Origin of the sequence: Embleya sp. NBC_00896 (assembly GCF_045207785.1) — a bacterium.
Lineage (GTDB): Bacteria > Actinomycetota > Actinomycetes > Streptomycetales > Streptomycetaceae > Embleya.
The window spans coordinates 1,924,551-1,939,445 of the sequence record NZ_CP108776.1; the positions used below are offsets into that span (position 1 = coordinate 1,924,551).

Consider the following 14,895-nt stretch of genomic DNA (forward strand, 5'->3'; position numbering starts at 1 on the left):
AAATCAAGCCCGTCCGGCGCTTGAGGACAAGCCGGCCACAGGCCGCCCCACCCAGCCCGGCCGGCGCTTGAGGCCACCCAGCCCGGCCGGCACATGAGGCCAACCCCCCAGCACCACCTCACCGCACGCTGACCTCATGCACATGCTCCACGATCCGCGTCAACACCTCGGGATCCGTGTTCGGCAACACCCCATGCCCAAGGTTGAAGATGTGCCCCTCGGCCAAGCGCCCAGCGGCCAACACCTCGTCCGTCTTCACCCGCACCGCGTCCCAAGGCGCGAACACCACGGCCGAGTCCAGGTTGCCCTGCAACGCCTTCCCCGGCCCGACCCGCTCCGCGGCCACGTCCAGCGGAATCCGCCAGTCGACGCCGACCACATCGGCCCCCGCCTCGCCGAACATCTTGAGCAGCTCACCCGTGCCCACCCCGAAGTGGATCCGCGGCACGCCGTAGTGCTCCACCGACGACAGCACCTTCGTGCTCGCCGGCATCACCGCCGCCCGATAGTCCGCCGCGGAGAGCGCGCCGGCCCACGAGTCGAACAGCTGGATCGCCGAGGCGCCCGCCTCGATCTGTACCTTCAGGAACGCCGACGTGATGTCCGCGAGCCGGTCCACGAGGTCGGCCCACAGCTGCGGGTCCCCGTACATCAGGGCCTTGGTCTGCTCGTGGTTCTTCGACGGGCCGCCCTCGACGAGGTAGCTCGCGAGCGTGAACGGCGCGCCCGCGAACCCGATCAGCGGGGTCGCGCCGAGTTCGCCGACCAGCTGACCGACCGCCTCGGTGATGTAGGGGACGTCGTCCGGCGTGAGGTCGCGCAACTGCGCGAGGTCGGCGCGCGAGCGGATCGGGTTCGCCACGACCGGCCCGACCCCGGGCTTGATGTCGAGGTCCACGCCGATCGCCTTGAGCGGGACGACGATGTCGCTGAAGAAGATCGCCGCGTCCACCCCGTGCCGGCGCACCGGCTGCAACGTGATCTCGGTGACGAGATCCGGCCGCATGCACGATTCCAGCATCGCGGTGCCCTCGCGGAGCTTGCGGTACTCGGGCAGCGAACGGCCGGCCTGGCGCATGAACCACACCGGTGTGTGCGGAACGGGTTCGCGGCGGCAGGCCCGCAGGAAGGCCGAGTCTCGGACGGTGGCGTGCGGAAGGCTGGTTTCGGTCACGTCCGCCATGGTCCCAGACGGCCGCAGCCGGTCCGACCCGCCCGGCGCGTCGCCCGGGCGTGGCGACCCCGGCGCCGCCTAGGCTGCGGGGCATGGCAGCAGTCGGCGAGACCGAGGAGCCCGAGGAGTTCCGGCAGGCGCTGGCGGGATGGCGTGACGCGATCCTGCGCCCCGAGATCGTCCTCGAGGAGATGTCCCGGCCACGCGGCCTGGCCCCCTACTCGGCGGCGTTCGCGGCCGAGGTGGCCCTGGGCGACGACGAGGACGAACTGGCCGGCGGCCGCATCGTGCTGTTGCACGACCCGGCCGGCCACGAGGCGTGGGAGGGCACGTTCCGCGTCGTCACCATGACGCGCGCCGAGCTCGAACCCGAGCTGGCCATGGACCCGCTGCTGCCCGAGGTCGGGTGGACCTGGCTCACCGAGTCGTTGCACGCGGTCGACGCGGCGTACCGGGCCCCCAGCGGCACGGTCAGCCGCAGCACGTCCCAGGGCTTCGGCGGCCTCTCGGGGCAGATCGCCCGGACCGAGATCGAGGTCAGGGCGTCGTGGACGCCGGTCGGCGACGACCTGCTCCCGCACCTGTTGGCCTGGACCGAACTCATGTGCACCTGCGCCGGTCTGCCGCCCGTCGTGGCCGGTGAGGGCGTTGTCGCCATGCCGCGACGGCCCTCGCGACCCGGTTCCTGACCCGCCGACCGACCGCTCCGAGACCCCTCGGTCACACACCCGGGTCAACGTCGCATAACGGATTTGGATCTTCCTCTAAAGCCGAGCGCCATATGTGCCGAAGGACAGGGTGACCACCCCGAAGGAGTAGCTGGTCGGGCCGCTTCTTCGGGAATCGCGATCACTGCGCAGGAGGCCCGGTGTCGGTACTTCTCGATCACCCTGCAAACCTGCTTGCCTACCGTCCTTCCAAGCCCACGGCAATGGTTGTCGTCGCTGACCCTCGGGTTCGCGACGCGGTCATCCGCCACCTGTGGGCCCTCGGTGTACGCGACGTCGTCGGGGCGTCGACCATCGCCGAGGCTCGATCCCGTGCCGGCACGCCGCGCGACCTCTGTGTCGCCGACGTGCACCTGCCGGACGGCTCCGGACTCACGCTTCTCACCGAGATGCGCGCGTCCGGTTGGCCGAACGGCTTGGCACTCTCCGCAGCCGACGACATCGGTGCCGTTCGTTCCGCGCTTGCCGCGGGCGTTCGGGGCTATGTCGTGACCGGTGCGCGAGCGGGACTGAACCCAGGACACGCACGGCAAGCCGGAATGCACCACGGGATGCCCCAGGCAAACCGCATGCGTCCGTCGGAACAGCGCGGGACGGAGCCCGGCTCCGGAGTTCGGGAGCTTTCTGCGCGCGAGATCGAGGTCCTGCGCCTCGTCGCGGAGGGCCGGTCCAACAAGGCGATCGGTCAGGCGATGGGCCTGTCGGCGCTGACGGTCAAGAGCCATCTCGCACGCATCGCCCGGAAGATGGGCACGGGCGACCGTGCCGGCATGGTGGCCCTCGCGTTGCGGGCGGGCATCATCAGCTGAGGAAAGCTCGAAGTCGGTTCCTCCGACATGGCATCAGGCACGTCATCAGGTACAGCCGAATCCCGGCGGGTGAAGTTCACCCGCCGGGTTTCGGCTTTTCCGGCGTCCCGTCGTCGGGGTGCGCGGCCGATCGAGGTTCCTTGGCCTCGCCGACCTCGCTTGCTCCTCGGGCCCTCGGCTCTCCCCGGCTCCCCGGCTCCCCGGCTCCCCGAGTCTTCGGGCCCTCGGCTCCCCGAGCCCCCGAGTCGAGGCGAACGGGCGATTCCGGTTTTCGCGTGCTTCGGGTGGGGGTACATGGGCGATTCCGGCCCCCGACCCCGCCCGCGGTCCCTCGACCTGGTGGTTTTTGTGCTGTTTCCGACCGCCGTACACCGTGCGGGGCGCGCCCACCTTGGCGGGGACCTGCCCGATCGGGTGGACGGGCGGGTTATTTTGGTGGGGTGACCGACGCCTCCTTCGAAACCTCATCCGAACTTCCGGCGCCGGTCCCCCCGGCGCCGGTCCCTTTGCTGGCTCCTCGTGAGGGCGTACCGCCGGTCGTGGCGGATCCACAGGCGCTCGCCGAGACCGTCGCCGCCTTCGCCGCCGGAGCGGGACCGGTCGCCGTCGACGCCGAACGGGCGTCGGGCTATCGCTACGGACAACGCGCCTATCTGATCCAACTGCGCCGGGCCGGCGCGGGCAGCGCCCTGGTCGACCCCGCCGCGTGCCCGGACCTGTCCGAGCTCGGCGCGGCGATCGTCGACGCCGAGTGGGTCCTGCACGCCGCGTCGCAGGACCTGCCCTGCCTGGCCGAGGTCGGCATGATCCCGCGGCGGATCTTCGACACCGAGCTGGCCGGGCGGCTCGCCGCCTTCCCGCGGGTGGGACTCGGCGCGATGGTCGAGGCCGTGCTCGGTTTCTCCCTGGAGAAGGGGCACTCGGCCGTGGACTGGTCCACGCGCCCGCTGCCCGAGCCGTGGCTGCGCTACGCGGCGCTCGACGTCGAAGTGCTGATCGAGCTGCGCAACGAGCTCGAGGGCATCCTGACCGAGCAGGGCAAGCTCGACTGGGCCCTGCAGGAGTTCGCCGCGATCGCCGCCGCGCCGCCCCCGCCGCCGCGCGTGGACCCCTGGCGGCGCACGTCCGGCCTGCACCGCGTGCGGCGCCGCCGCCAGCTGGCGATCGTGCGCTCGTTGTGGCTGGCCAGGGACGCGATCGCCCGGCAGAAGGACGTCTCGCCGGGCCGGGTCATCCCGGACACCGCGATCGTCGAGGCCGCGCTCGCGGGCCCCGCGTCGGTGGCGACGCTGCTCGCGCTGCCCGGCTTCACCGGTCGGGACAGCCGGCGCCAGGCCGGTGTGTGGCTGGCCTCGATCGAGCAGGCCCGGGCGCTGCCCGAGGTCGAACTGCCGATGTCCACGCTGCCCCACGAGGGCCCGCCGCCGGCGCGCGCGTGGACGGACAAGGACCCGGCCGCCGCGGAGCGCCTGACCGCCGCCAAGACCGCTGTGGCCGCCATCGCGGACGAGCACACGCTGCCCACCGAGAACCTGCTCGCCCCGGACTATGTGCGCCGCCTCGCGTGGCCCCGGCCGGCGGCCCACCGCCGACGCGGTCGGCGACGTGCTGCGCGCGTTCGGCGCGCGGCCGTGGCAGATCTCGCTGACCGCGCCCGCGTTGTCCGGCGCGTTCCTGCGCCTGGCCGCGCACGCCGCCAACGGCACGAGCGCCTGAGCACGCACCGGGCCGGGACTTCCGACCGGCCCGGTGTACGGCGCAATACCCCAGCTTTGCTTTGTCTGCATTGACGCCGACTCGGGTCGGATGGTTTGGTTAGCCTCGCCTAATTTTTCTATATTTGTTCGAGCAAGCGGGGTAACCAGTGTTCGCCAACTATCTGATTGGCCTGCGCGAGGGCCTCGAGGCCGCCCTCGTGGTCAGCATCCTCATCGCCTACCTGGTCAAGAGCAACCGCCGCGACGCACTGCCCGCGGTGTGGTTCGGCGTCGGCGCGGCGGTCGCGCTGAGCGTGGCCCTGGAGGCGACGCTGGAGCTGACCTCGGCCGAGATGACGTTCGAGCAACAGGAACTGTTCGGCGGCTCGCTCTCGATCGTCGCGGTGCTGCTCGTCACCTGGATGATCTTCTGGATGCGCCGCACCTCGCACGCGCTCAAGGCGGAACTTCAGGGCAAGCTCGACCACGCGTTGGCGATGGGCACCGGCGCCCTCGTCCTGACCGCGTTCCTGTCGGTCGGCCGCGAGGGCCTGGAGACCGCGGTCATCGTATGGGGCACGGCCCGCTCGACCGGCGAGAACACCCAGCCGATGATCGGCGTCGGCCTCGGCCTGATCACCGCGGTCGTGCTCGGCTACCTCTTCTACGCGGGCGCGATCCGGATCAACCTCGCCAAGTTCTTCCTGTGGACCGGCGCGGGCCTGGTGGTCGTCGCCGCCGGCGTGCTCGCGTACGGCGTGCACGACCTGCAGGAGGCCGACTTCATCCCCGGCCTGACGAACCGGGCGTTCGACATCACCGACACGATCCCGCCGGACAGCTGGTACGGCACGCTGCTCAAGGGCATCCTCAACTTCCAGCCCGACCCCACGGTTCTCCAGGTCGTCGTCTGGCTCGCCTACGTGGTCCCGGTCATGGCGCTGTTCTTCCTGCTCCCCAAGGGCACGAACAAGGCCGCGAAGCCGGCCACGCGCGAGGCCGCGACCACGACCGCCTGATCCCCCGCTCGCGGGCAGCACAAAGAGCCCGATCCGCGAAGAGCCCGATCCGATGGTCTTCGGATCGGGCTCTTCGCGGATAGGGCTCATCGAGTCGTGCTCATCGGTCGGGCTCTTCGTACCGCCGGCCGGGCGGGGTTGCGCACCCGCGCGGCCCCGGTGGCCGCGCGGACGCGACCGCGGTCAGCCGAACAGCGCCTTGCCCCAGTAGTCGTCCGCCCCGCGCACGCCGCCGGGGCACGCGAACAGGGCCGAACCCACGTGCTGGATGTACTCGTTCAACCCGTCGTTGCTCGCCAGGTTCTGCTGGATCGGGACGAAGCCCTTGCGCGGGTCGCGCTGGTAGGCCAGGAAGAACAGGCCCGCCTCCAGCCGGCCGAGCCCGTCCGAACCGTCCACGAACGAGTAGCCGCGGCGCAGGATGGTCGCGCCGCCGTTGCTGTCCGGGTGCGAGAGCCGCACGTGCGCGTCCGGGGCCAGCGCCTTCAGCGGCACCGGGTCGTGCTCGCCGATCGCGCCGTGCGGGGCGCCGACTCCCTTGGTCCGGCCGATCAGGTCCTGCTGCTCCTGCAGCGAGGTGCGGTCCCAGGGCTCGATGTGCATGCGGATCCGGCGCGCGACCAGGTAGGAGCCGTCGGCCATCCACTGCGGTCCCTCGCCCGCCGGCACCCACACGTGCTCGCGCAGGCGGTCGGTCTCGGTGCCGGCGATGTTGCGGGTGCCGTCCTTGAACCCGAACAGGTTGCGCGGCGTCATCGCCTCGGGCGTGGTCGAGGACGTCTTGCCGAAGCCGAGCTGCGACCAGCGCACCGACACCACGCCGAAGCCGATCCTGGCCAGGTTGCGGATCGCGTGCACGGCGACCTGGGGGTCGTCGGCGCAGGCCTGGACGGCGATGTCGCCGCCCGACCGCTGCGGGTCGAGGTTGTCGCCGGGGAACGTGGGCAGGTCGGCGAGCGCCTCGGGCCGCTTGGCGGCGATCCCGAAGCGGTCCTTGCCGTCCTTGGTGAACAGCGTGGGGCCGAACCCGACGGTGAGCGTGAGGTTGTTCGGCGGCAGGCCGACCGCCTCGCCGGTGTCGTCGGGCGGGGACTCCACGACCCCGCTGTCCGCGCCGGTCCCGATCGCCTTGCCGGCGGTCATCGCGGCGGCGGCCGCGCTCCACTGCTGGAGCATCCGGACCAGCTTGGCGCGGTCGTCGGTGATCACGTCGAACACGCAGAAGTGCAACCGGTCCTGGACCGGCGTGGCGATCCCGGCCTGGTGGGCGCCGTGGAAGTCCACCTGGCCCACCTTGGGGCCGGCGGCCTTGCCGTCGTCGGTCGTGGTGACCGCGGCGGCGACGCCGCCGGCCGCCGCGGCGCCGACCACGAGTGCGCCACCGGTCCAACCGAGGAGGGCTCGACGGCTGAAACCGTCGTCCGCCGACTCGACGGCCTTGTCGACGTGTTCGGTCTCGGTCATGGGACCCTCCCTATGGATGTTCGGTTGGCTGGACGTGCGGTGGGCGGGGTATCGCCCGGCGGCGCATCGGCGCCGCGGCCGTGACCGTTTCCGGCCCCGGCTTCGACTCCGGCGCTAGGCGACGACGCCGGCCAGCTTCGACAGCGGTTCGCCGAGCGCGTTGACCGCGTCCGACAGTTCCTTGCGCTTGGCCTCGTCCACGGTGTTGTAGGAGACGTAGCCCTCGCCCTGCTTGTACTTGGCCAGCAGACCCTGGATCTTGGTGAACTCGGCGTCGAGGGTGGTGGCCAGCGCCGCGTCCTTCTCCGCCACGAACGGCTTGAGCAGGTCGAACGCCTTCTTGGCACCGTCCACGTTGCCCGCGAAGTCCCACAGGTCGGTGTGGCTGAACGCCTCTTCCTCGCCGGTGACCTTGCCGACCGCGACCTCGTCGAGCAGGCCCTTGGCGCCGTTGGCGATCGAGGTCGGGGTGATCTCGGCGGTGCCGATCTGCATCTGGAGCGACTTGAGGTCGGCCAGCAGTCGGTCCGCGTACTTCCGGTCCTCGTCGGTGATCTGCCCCGTCGTCCACAGGGTCTTCTCCAGCCGGTGCCAGCCGGACCACTCCTGCCCCGGCTCCAGGTCGGCCTCGCGGAGGTCCACCTTCGGGTCGAGCTCGCCGAAGCTCTCGGCCACGGTCTCGATGGTCTCCCAGCCGAGGCGCGACTTCGGGTACAGGTCCTTCGCCTTGGCCACGTCGCCGGCCTTGACCGCGTTCACGAACTCGGTGGCGATCGGCATCATCTGGTCGACCGTCTCGGTCGTGAACGTCCGGTAGTGCGCGACGGCGGTCGCCAGGCGCGGGTCGATCGGCTTCTCGACGGGGGTGCCCGCGACGGTGATCGCCTGGCGGATGCCGTCACCCTTCATACCGGGCTTGCAGGCGATCTCGTACTTGCCGGCCTTGATCTCGAAGGTCAGCGTCGCGGAGGTGCCGGGGCCGATGTTCTCCCGCTCGGTGACTATGCGGTCGCCTTGGGCGTAGACGTACAGCTCGGTCACCTGGCTGCCCTTGTTGGTGACCTTGATGCTGTTCTTGCCGGCGGGCCAGTCCTTCTTGGCGACGTCGCAGGACTTGTCCTTGGCGGTGACCTTGACGGCGTCGCCGGACGAGTCGTCGCTGCCGCACGCGGTGAGCGCGAGAGGCAGGGCGAGCAGCAGGCCGGCGCCCACCACTCGGGCGGTGGGGCGGCGACGAACGGCAGACATTGACTCTCCCGGGGACGAGACAGGCGGAGACGGGTCGAGGCCCGGCAGGCGTGGTGCGTGGGACGAACGAAAGTGATGCGTGGTGCGGGAAAACAGGTGGTGCGAGAAAACAGCAGATATTAGGCAAGGCTAACCAAGCCTAGGCTTGGCTTATTTTGTCAGCCGAATGCGCCCACATCGTCAAGAGCGGGTAAAGGCCCGGCTCGTCGAACGTGGATCACGTCACGTCGCCGCTCGGATCGTCAGGCGCGGCATACCGGTGCAGGACCGATATATCCGTAGGGTCGGGCCAAGTCCGTTCAATCCGGAGCGTCCGCGATCACCTCGCCGGTCGGCGCACTCCGCCCGCGCCGATGTTCGCGCGGCTCGGCTCCCACGCGTCCGGGATCGGAGTGGGACCGAGGGCTAGGACCTTTGGTTACTCATGAGTAGCATGGGGTCCGTACCCATCGCAGGAGGAGTGTGCGCTCGTGCCTCGTAACGTCCGGGACGTTGTCTTCGTAGACGGCGTCCGTACCCCTTTCGGCAAGGCCGGCCCCAAGGGCATCTACCACGAGACGCGAGCCGACGACCTCGTCATCGCGTGTATCCGTGAACTGATGCGCCGCAACCCGTCGCTGCCGCCGGCCCGCGTGGACGAGGTCGCGATCGCGGCCACCACGCAGATCGGCGACCAGGGCCTGACCATCGGCCGCACCGCGGCACTGCTCGCGGGTCTGCCGCGTGAGGTGCCCGGCTACTCGATCGACCGCATGTGCGCGGGCGCCATGACCGCGGTCACCACGGCCGCCGGCGGCATCGCGTTCGGCGCGTACGACGTCGTGGTCGCCGGTGGCGTCGAGCACATGGGACGCCACCCCATGGGCGAGGGCGCCGACCCGAACCCGCGGATCATCTCCGAGCAGCTCGTGGACCCGTCGGCGCTCGTCATGGGCAACACCGCGGAGAACATCCACGACCGCTTCCCGCAGCTGACCAAGGAGCGTTCCGACCGGTACGCCCTGGGCAGCCAGGAGAAGGCGGCCAAGGCGTACGCCGACAACAAGATCCAGCCCGACCTGGTGCCGGTCGCGGCCCGCTCGGTCGAGCAGGGCTGGGGTCTGGCCACCGCCGACGAGCCGATGCGCCCGGGCACCACGCTCGAGGGCCTCGGCACGCTCAAGACCCCGTTCCGTCCGCACGGCCGGGTCACCGCGGGCAACGCGGCCGGTCTCAACGACGGCGCGACCGCGTGTCTGCTCGCCTCCGAGGACACCGCGCGCGAGCTGGGCCTGCCGGTCAAGATGCGGCTCGTGCAGTTCGCGTTCGCCGGCGTCGAGCCCGAGGTCATGGGCATCGGCCCGGTCCCGGCCACCGAGAAGGCCCTGGAGCGCGCCGGTCTCACGATCGACGACATCGGCCTCTTCGAGCTGAACGAGGCGTTCGCCGTCCAGGTGCTGTCCTTCCTGGACCACTACGGCATCGCCGACGACGACGCGCGTGTGAACAAGTACGGCGGCGCGATCGCGTACGGCCACCCGCTGGCCTCGTCGGGTGTGCGCCTGATGACGCAGCTCGCGCGGCAGTTCGAGGAGCACCCCGAGGTCCGCTACGGCCTGACCTCGATGTGCATCGGGCTCGGCATGGGCGGGACCGTCATCTGGGAGAACCCGAACTGGGAAGGGAACGACAAGTGAGCGACCTCTCGCAGCTGGCCGCCGAGGTGTTCCCGGACGAGCTGGTGTCGCACTTCCCCGTGCGCGTGCTCGATCTGCCGGGCGGCGCGGGCAAGTTCGCGCTGATCACGATCGACAACGGTTTCGACCACACGAAGCCGAACACGTTCGGCCCGGCGGGCCTGAACGAGCTGAACGGCGCGATCGACAAGGTCCAGGCGCTCGCCGCCGCGGGCGAGGTCGTCGCGGCCGGCATCACCGGCAAGCCGTTCATCTTCGCGGTCGGCGCCGACCTCAAGGGCGTCGAGAAGGTCGGCAAGCGCGAGCACGCGCACGCCATCGGCAAGGCCGGCCACGACACGTTCAAGCGGCTCTCCGCGCTGCCCGTGCCGACGTTCGCGTTCTACAACGGCGCGGCGATGGGCGGCGGCGTCGAGATCGGCCTGGCCTGCACCTACCGCACGATCTCCACCGCGGTACCGGCGTTCTCGCTGCCGGAGTGCTTCCTGGGTCTGGTCCCGGGTTGGGGCGGCTGCGTACTGCTGCCGAACCTGATCGGCCCGGACAACGCGGTCACGGTGATCATCGAGAACGCGCTGAACCAGAACCGCCAGCTCAACGGTCCCAAGGCGTTCAAGCTCGGGATCGCGGACGCCCTGGTCGACTCGGCCGACTTCCTCGCCCAGTCGCTGGCGTGGGCGGGCAAGGTGCTCACCGGCGAGGTCGTCGTCGAGCGCCCGCAGCTGGACCGCGGCGCGGGCTGGGACGCGGCGATCGCGCGCGGCAAGGCGATCGCGGACTCGAAGGTGCACGGGGCCTCCCCCGCGCCCTACCGCGCGCTGGAGATCATCGACGCGGCTCGCTCCGGCGACTTCCAGGCCGGCTTCGACGCCGAGGACGACGCGCTCGCCGACCTGATCATGGGCGACGAACTGCGCGCGGGCCTGTACTCGTTCAACCTGATCCAAAAGCGCGCCAAGCGCCCGGCCGGTGCCCCCGACCGCAAGCTGGCCCGCCCGGTCACCAAGGTCGGCGTCGTGGGCGCCGGTCTGATGGCCTCCCAGCTCGCGCTGCTGTTCGCGCGTCGCCTGCGGGTGCCGGTCGTGCTGACCGACATCGACCAGGAGCGGGTGGACAAGGGCGTCGGCTACGTGCACGACGAGGTCGACAAGCTGCTGCTCAAGAAGCGGATCTCGGCCGACGCCGCGAACCGCCTCAAGGCGCTGGTGACCGGCTCGCTGACCAAGGACGCGTTCGCGGACGCCGACTTCGTGATCGAGGCCGTGTTCGAGGAGATGTCGGTCAAGCAGCAGGTGTTCGCCGAGGTCGAGGCCGTGGTCTCGCCGACGTGCATCCTGGCGACCAACACCTCGTCGCTGTCGATCACCGAGATGGCCTCGAAGCTGGAGCACCCCGAGCGCGTCGTGGGCTTCCACTTCTTCAACCCGGTCGCGGTGCTCCCGCTGCTCGAGATCGTCCGCGCGGAGCAGACCGACGACGGGGCCCTGGCCACCGCGTTCGCCGTGTCCAAGCAGCTCAAGAAGACCTCGGTCCTGGTCAAGGACGCCCCGGCGTTCGTGGTCAACCGGATCCTCACCCGCTTCCTGGGCGAGGTGCTGACCGCGGTCGACGAGGGCACCCCGATCGAGGTCGCCGACAGCGCGCTGGCGCCGCTGGGGCTGCCGATGTCCCCGATGGTCCTGCTGGAACTCGTCGGCCCGGCGATCGCCGCCCACGTGGCGGGCACGCTGCACACCGCGTTCCCGGACCGCTTCGCCGTCTCGCCCAACCTGGAGCGGGTCGTCAAGGCCGGCAAGCGGTCGTTCCTCACCTGGGCGTCCGGCGCCCCCGAGGTCGACCCGGAGGTGGCCGCCCTCCTGGAGGTGGGCGACAACCCCTCCACCGAGGAGCAGGTCCGCGACCGCGCGTTGGCCGCCCTGGCCGACGAGATCAACCGCATGCTCGAAGAGGGCGTCGTGGCCGCCCCGCAGGACATCGACCTGTGCATGATCACCGGCGCCGGCTGGCCGTTCCACCTCGGCGGCATCACGCCGTACCTGGACCGGGCGGCCGTCAGCGAGAAGACCGCGGGCAAGCGCTTCCTCCCGGCGGGGGTCGCGTCGGTACCGCAGTAGTCGCGGCAGTCGACAACATCCGAAGGGCGGCCCTGATCCACAGGGCCGCCCTTCGGCTTTCCGGTCACCGGTGGATCAGAAGGCGGATTCCGAGTCGGCCTTCTGGAAATACCACAGATTCTGAATACGTCGGAACATGTAGATATAGCGAACGTGCGCCTGCCCACCGGCGGCCCGATCCACGGACTCCGCCAGAGGCCGACCGTTCACCGTGACGTGGTCCGAATCGAACCGGGCCCTGCCATCGTCGAGTTCGAGCCTGGTGATGTCGACCGAGACCAGCGCCTCGGCATCCGGATTCATCGATTTCCACAGGTTGGTCGCCGCCATGCCACACCCACCGAAAGGCGGCGTGGCAGCGCTCTGAGCCTTGATATTGGGACACGCGGCCTCGAAATCGTTCCGCCACGTCGCGCTGAACCAGATGAGCGCGGCACTTCTCGCCTCCGCAACCATCACCGGATCGGAATCCGGCTCGTGCGACCCCCCACATCCGGCAACCAGCAGGCCCACCACCAAGCCCCGCAGAACACCGCCCCTCACGCGTCCACCGTCTGCCCGCACTAAACCCATCCGTCGGATTTGAAGGTCGCGAAGTACCAGAGGTTCGACACCCGCGTGAAGCGCAGCACATAGCGCGTATGCCCGTCCCCCGCCGCGCGATCGACCGACTCGGACAACGGGCGACCATTGACCGTGACGTGATCGGTATCGAATTCGGCGCGGTCACCGTCGACGGAGATCTTGTCGATCACAACCGAAGTCAACGGTTCCGCCTGTGGGTTGAACGCCTTGGACAGGCTGCTTCCACCTTGACCACATCCGCCGAAGGGCGGCGTGGAGCGAGGCTGGATCCCGACGTTCGGACACGCCCCCGCGTCGTCGTGACGCCAGGTCGCACTCAACCAGATCGTCGCCGCCTGTCGCGCCTCCGCGACCCGCTCCGGGTCGGGCGGGGCATCGTCTGCGCCACCGCACCCGGCAACCAGGACAACCGCCACGACCGCGACGCTTCGCAGCACGATGCCGGCGCGGCCGGTGTTTCTCACCACGCGTCGGCCGGTTGCGGCGGAGGCGCAGGCGGGGACCAATCCGGAGGCTTCACGTACGGCAAAGGGACGGGAACAATCATGGGAACAATCGGCGCAATGGGCTTCACTTCGCGGGCGGGAGCGACGGATTTCCCGTCCTCCCAGGCGAGGTCCCGATCCTTCCCCATGAACGGAGCCGCCGCGAGTCCTCCGTCGAGACCCGGCAGCTCGGGGTTGTACATCTTGTCGGTCCCCAGCACGACGGCATCGCGATTCGGTACGTACTGGATCGCCTCGAAATCGGGATAGTCGTCGCCCTTGAGTGTGACGCGTGGCGAACTTCCGGGTGGCCCCTCGAACTCGATTCCCACGCGCTCATCGGCCGCGAAATACGGCAGCAAGGCGTTGAGTCCGGTGATTTTCGCGGTGAACCCCGTCTCTGCCTCGTTCTTCTCGATGACGAGTTTGTTCTTGCCGTCCGGACCGATGGCGTGTGCGTCGAGTTCACCTTCGTCGAAGAGGAATCCGGTGGTCGACGAACCAGTGACGTCGAATACGACGCGCCCCGTGTCGGTATCCCATGCCAGGGTCATTCTCGACGACGCGCCCGGGGTCGCGGTGAAGTCTCGGCCATCGCCGTTCAGCGTCTTGAAGGCGGCTTCCTCGTCGGAGATGAAGAAACGGAAGACGACGATCCCGTTACCGGGGACGATCGGACCCACCCGTTCGACCCGCGAATGGCCGGGCCGGGGCGGGCCGTCCGCGAAGTAGACGTCGCCCGCCATCTTGTAGTCCCAGTTGGGGTCGTCCATGAACGCGGGCGCTCCAGGTATCGCGCCGGGATAGAACGCCGTTGGGCCGGGGTACTGGTGGGACCCACGCCACTGCTCTCCCGTGAGGGCCTTGATCGCGCTCTTGATCTCGCCCGCGGATGATTTCGCGGACTCGTCGTGCATCCGCTTCACGTTCCGGCCGGCGCGGATGATGCCGTCGAGGTCGTTCTCGGCGCTTTCCACCTCGGCCTTGGCGGCGAGGTTCCGCTGCACCTTGTCCGGGTGCCCGGTCGCGTCGCCGCCCGACATGGCGACGGAGAACGGATCGAGGTGCAGATCCGGAGCGCTCTTCGCCCGGTGGAGTCGCTCACGTGCCTGGCGGGCCTGCTGCTCCAGCGACTGGCCGCTTCGCTGATAGTCGGCGAGCAGCGCGGACCATCCGCTCAGGGCGAGTTGCACGCCGAACAAACACCCCTTGGTCACACCGGCGTTGGCGGCCATGCGGCGGACGACCGTGTAGAACTCCGTTCCGCTGCGTCCGCTCCACTTGGCGGGGTCCCGCAGGACCGAATCCATCTCTTGCTCGACCTGCCCCAGGCGGTTGACAGCGTCGCGTACCTGACCGAGCAGCCCCTCCACCGCCGGCACGATGCCCGGCGCGGGGTCGAAGCCGAGCCCCGGGAAGTCCTTGGCGTCCGACATCAGCCCATCACTTGCTCGATGCGGCTCTTGGCCGGAGCAGGCGCAGCCGGGGCGTTCGCGGCCGGCGGCGCGGCCGGGGCGCCGGTCTGCCCGGGCGCGGTGGCGGCCGGCGGCGCGGCCGATGTAGCCGGTGCACCGGGCGGCGCGGGGAAGGACGCGGCAACGGCGGCCTCGGTGGCTCCATAGCTCGCCTTCGCCGCGGCGACGCCCTGACGCATCTGCTCCACTCCTTGTGTGAAGCCGCGGATGCGCTCGTCCCACTTCTCGTGGAACGCCGAGCACGCCTTGTCGAGATCCTTGTGGCCGGTGCGCTGGGGACCGATCTCCTCCAGCGCGTCCAACGTGGTCTTGGATACGGACGCGGCCTCGGCCAAGCGCCCGGATACGCCGTCGAGCCATGCCAGGTCGATGACAAAATCGGTCATGACGCCCACCCCCGTGAGTCGACCCGGCGACCGGC

The 14,895-nt window shown here is 70.0% G+C and carries 12 protein-coding genes and 1 pseudogene; 6 read left to right on the top strand and 7 right to left on the bottom strand.

The annotated features are described in order from the left end of the window. Window positions 1–118: 118 nt before the first annotated feature. Window positions 119–1,183: a uroporphyrinogen decarboxylase gene (gene hemE / locus OG928_RS08655; protein WP_406281214.1), complete on the bottom strand. Its 1,065-nt coding sequence runs from the start codon at window positions 1,181–1,183 to the stop codon at window positions 119–121. Between the two features lie 83 nt (window positions 1,184–1,266). Here hemE and OG928_RS08660 point away from each other — a divergent pair, with 83 nt between their 5' ends. The 4 genes and pseudogenes from OG928_RS08660 to efeU all read left to right on the top strand — a co-directional run bounded on the left by OG928_RS08660 (window position 1,267) and on the right by efeU (window position 5,427). Next, window positions 1,267–1,863, top strand: a complete 597-nt coding sequence (locus OG928_RS08660; RefSeq protein WP_406281216.1) for a DUF3000 domain-containing protein — start codon at window positions 1,267–1,269, stop codon at window positions 1,861–1,863. Window positions 1,864–2,042: 179 nt separating this feature from the next. Beyond that, complete coding sequence (locus OG928_RS08665) at window positions 2,043–2,711, top strand: response regulator transcription factor (protein WP_078974877.1); 669 nt, start codon at window positions 2,043–2,045, stop codon at window positions 2,709–2,711. A 440-nt stretch (window positions 2,712–3,151) separates the two neighbouring features. Further along, window positions 3,152–4,427: pseudogene (locus OG928_RS08670) on the top strand (HRDC domain-containing protein). A gap of 148 nt (window positions 4,428–4,575) precedes the next feature. Further along, a complete protein-coding gene (gene efeU / locus OG928_RS08675; protein ID WP_406281218.1) occupies window positions 4,576–5,427 on the top strand; it encodes an iron uptake transporter permease EfeU in 852 nt (283 codons plus the stop codon). 183 nt (window positions 5,428–5,610) lie between these two features. On the opposite strand, the gene efeB is transcribed toward efeU, so the two are convergent. Then, on the bottom strand, window positions 5,611–6,891 hold the full coding sequence (gene efeB, locus OG928_RS08680) for an iron uptake transporter deferrochelatase/peroxidase subunit (RefSeq protein ID WP_406281220.1): 1,281 nt from the start codon (window positions 6,889–6,891) through the stop codon (window positions 5,611–5,613). A gap of 114 nt (window positions 6,892–7,005) precedes the next feature. Beyond that, entirely contained in the window at window positions 7,006–8,139 is a 1,134-nt protein-coding gene (gene efeO / locus OG928_RS08685) for an iron uptake system protein EfeO (protein ID WP_406281222.1), read from the bottom strand. Between the two features lie 470 nt (window positions 8,140–8,609). Here efeO and OG928_RS08690 point away from each other — a divergent pair, with 470 nt between their 5' ends. Both OG928_RS08690 and OG928_RS08695 read left to right on the top strand, forming a co-directional pair. Further along, window positions 8,610–9,815 (top strand): thiolase family protein, encoded by a 1,206-nt coding sequence (locus OG928_RS08690; protein WP_406281224.1) that lies wholly within the window; start codon window positions 8,610–8,612, stop codon window positions 9,813–9,815. Continuing rightward, entirely contained in the window at window positions 9,812–11,929 is a 2,118-nt protein-coding gene (locus tag OG928_RS08695) for a 3-hydroxyacyl-CoA dehydrogenase NAD-binding domain-containing protein (RefSeq protein WP_406281226.1), read from the top strand. The genes OG928_RS08690 and OG928_RS08695 overlap by 4 nt, the downstream gene beginning before the upstream one ends. Before the next feature lie 75 nt (window positions 11,930–12,004). On the opposite strand, the gene OG928_RS08700 is transcribed toward OG928_RS08695, so the two are convergent. From OG928_RS08700 to OG928_RS08715, 4 genes are read right to left on the bottom strand one after another with little or no spacing between them, the layout of a single operon-like run. Further along, window positions 12,005–12,448, bottom strand: coding sequence for a hypothetical protein (locus tag OG928_RS08700; protein WP_406281228.1), 444 nt, complete (start codon window positions 12,446–12,448; stop codon window positions 12,005–12,007). Between the two features lie 44 nt (window positions 12,449–12,492). Then, on the bottom strand, window positions 12,493–12,981 hold the full coding sequence (locus OG928_RS08705; protein WP_406281230.1) for a hypothetical protein: 489 nt from the start codon (window positions 12,979–12,981) through the stop codon (window positions 12,493–12,495). Next, window positions 12,975–14,435, bottom strand: coding sequence for a hypothetical protein (locus OG928_RS08710; RefSeq protein WP_406281232.1), 1,461 nt, complete (start codon window positions 14,433–14,435; stop codon window positions 12,975–12,977). The genes OG928_RS08705 and OG928_RS08710 overlap by 7 nt, the downstream gene beginning before the upstream one ends. Then, a complete protein-coding gene (locus tag OG928_RS08715; protein WP_406281234.1) occupies window positions 14,435–14,860 on the bottom strand; it encodes a hypothetical protein in 426 nt (141 codons plus the stop codon). Before OG928_RS08715 ends, OG928_RS08710 begins: the two co-directional genes overlap by 1 nt. Window positions 14,861–14,895: the final 35 nt, after the last annotated feature.

Bases quoted from the DNA above. Each gene is read 5' to 3' on its own strand.
- hemE (WP_406281214.1), bottom strand. From the start codon at position 1,183: ATGGCGGACGTGACCGAAACCAGCCTTCCGCACGCCACCGTCCGAGAC.
- OG928_RS08660 (WP_406281216.1), top strand. From the start codon at position 1,267: ATGGCAGCAGTCGGCGAGACCGAGGAGCCCGAGGAGTTCCGGCAGGCG.
- efeB (WP_406281220.1), bottom strand. From the start codon at position 6,891: ATGACCGAGACCGAACACGTCGACAAGGCCGTCGAGTCGGCGGACGAC.
- efeO (WP_406281222.1), bottom strand. From the start codon at position 8,139: ATGTCTGCCGTTCGTCGCCGCCCCACCGCCCGAGTGGTGGGCGCCGGC.
- OG928_RS08710 (WP_406281232.1), bottom strand. From the start codon at position 14,435: ATGTCGGACGCCAAGGACTTCCCGGGGCTCGGCTTCGACCCCGCGCCG.
- OG928_RS08715 (WP_406281234.1), bottom strand. From the start codon at position 14,860: ATGACCGATTTTGTCATCGACCTGGCATGGCTCGACGGCGTATCCGGG.